Here is a 2151-nt window from a genome sequence, read left to right as displayed (position 1 = left end):
GGGGCACGGTTGAGCAGACTGACCACCGTCCAGCCGCCCAGGCCAGCCAGCAGAGCCAGGGCACCACCAATGACCGCCACGGCCCAGGGGTTTTCCCACACCGAGGCGGGTTCGACAGCGGGGACGGGAGCGGTATAGGTCGGCGTCGGGGGCGGAGCACCCACCTGGGTCGGCTGGTACTGCCGTCCGACAGCCACTGTTCTCACCTGGGATGGTGACGGGGGCACGGCAGGCTGCCCCTGTCCAGTGCCCGTAGCGCCGCCCATAGCGCCAAGGGCCTGGGCCATTTCACTGACTGACTGGTAGCGATCGCCCGGTCGGTAGCTAGTAGCCCGTAGCAGTACCTGCCGCAGGCCAGGGCTGATGGTGTTGGGCAAATTCCAGCTCAGGTTGACATCGTCGAAAATGTCTTGAGGTTCTTTGCCGGTCAGCAGCACAATGGCAGTGACCGCCAGGGCGTAGAGATCGCTGCTGGGGTAGGCGCGGCCCGACTGCATCTGCTCGCTGGGAGCGTAGCCCAGCTTGCCTACCGAGGTCGCCTGGCTGTGGGGGCCGGGCGGCTGAATGCGAGTAACCACCTCTTTGACCACGCCAAAGTCAATCAGCACCGGCAGGTTATCGGTCTGGCGCTGCATGACATTGTCGGGGCTGATATCGCGGTGAATAATCCCCTTGCTGTGAATGTGGGCCAGCACCGGCAACATCTGCTGCAAAAACTGTCGCACCTCCGCCTCTGAGAATTTCATGCCCTGCTGCAGGCGCTGGTTGAGCAGTTCACGGTAGGTGACGCCGTCGATGTAGTCCTGGACCAAAAACAGCCGCTGATTTTCCTCAAAAATGGCCTGAAATTTGGGAATCTGCGGATGCTCAATGCTGTAAAGAATGGCAGCTTCGCGCTGAAAGAGCTGCAGCGCTTTATCTGAAAATTGGTCGCCCTGCTGAGGTTCAAGTTCTTTAACGGCGCAGCGTTCGTTAAAGCGGCCCAGGTCTTCAGCCAGATAAGTGCGCCCAAAGCCGCCATAACCCAGCTCTTGCAGCACGCGGTAGCGGTTCTGAAGGGTAGTACCAGGGATCAGGGTTGGGTGCATAGCGTTTGGAACAGTTCAGGGGCTGAAAATTGGGCAGCCAGTCTGCCAGGACGATCGCTACACCAGTTTACAGTAGGATTACCGACCCCCGCCGTGCGCATCCCCTGGGCCGGAATCTACGCCGTCAACGGGTAGGAAGACCCTACTGGAGGAATGCCCAACCCTTTGCCAAAATAAGGCTATGAGGGTTTAGCCTGCGATCGCATCAGCCAACCGTCGCATCAGCGGCATAGGAGGCAGCATCTTCAACTTTGACCGGCGGTAATGCAGACAGCGCACTCAAATTGTAAAAGGCCGTTGGGCCGTGGGGCTAGAAGTAATGGGCAACGACAACACGACTAATCTAAAGACTTCTGAGCTTTCTGAGGCTTCTAAGACCAATTCCAACCATTCTCAAGAATCATCTAAAACATCCGGTCTCCTGGGAGGCTTCATGCCATCCTTAGGGCTACCTGCCCTGCTGAAGCGACCGCTGCTGGTGGGTGGCCTGGGTCTTTCGGCAACCCTGGCCCTGCTGGGCAGCGCCCACTTCAACCCCCTCGATAGCTCCACGCTGCTGAGCGCGATCGCCCTAGGTTCGGGGATCTGGTGGTGGCGGCGGGACGACTCCACCCCAGCGGCTCCCAAACCAATTGCCCCACCCGTCGTCGATCGCCCTCGGGTAGAGGCCGAGCTGGCCGCCCTGGCCAGCCTGATCGATACCCTGGCCCAGGAGAGCGAGTTGGTCAACGGCTCAGCCCTAGCGCTAGATACGCTGCAGACCAGCCTGAAGGGCTATCGCCACGACCACCAGGCCCTGGTCAGTGGGCTAGAGCGCCAGACCCTGCAAATTGCGATCGCAGGCGACCCCCGCACAGGCAAAACTACCCTCCTGACCCTGCTGCGCGACGGGACCGCCGTCGATAGTTCCCTCAGCTTTGCAGAAGTCGCCCTGGCTCCAACCGTCACCCCTGACTGGCTGGGCTACGACGGCGTGCTGCTGCTGACCGACGGCGACCTAACCAATAGCGCCTTTACCCTGCTGCGCGATCGCGTCATTGCCGGGCAGGGCACGGTGCTGGTG

1 protein-coding gene and 1 pseudogene are annotated in these 2151 nt (G+C 60.8%); one reads left to right on the top strand and one right to left on the bottom strand.

What is annotated here, in order from left to right; translation table 11 throughout:
- Positions 1-1088, bottom strand: a 1088-nt coding sequence (locus IQ273_RS32715; protein ID WP_194027243.1) for a serine/threonine-protein kinase, incomplete at its 3' end; no start/stop codon positions are given.
- Positions 1089-1521: 433 nt separating this feature from the next.
- On the opposite strand from IQ273_RS32715, the pseudogene IQ273_RS32710 reads away from it, so the two are divergent.
- Positions 1522-2151, top strand: a pseudogene (locus IQ273_RS32710) (hypothetical protein); the annotation flags it as partial.

It is taken from the genome of Nodosilinea sp. LEGE 07298 (assembly GCF_015207265.1).
Taxonomy (GTDB): domain Bacteria; phylum Cyanobacteriota; class Cyanobacteriia; order Phormidesmidales; family Phormidesmidaceae; genus Nodosilinea.
The sequence above is the reverse complement of the archived record's forward strand: the minus strand, read 5'-3'. Positions and strand labels throughout refer to the sequence as shown.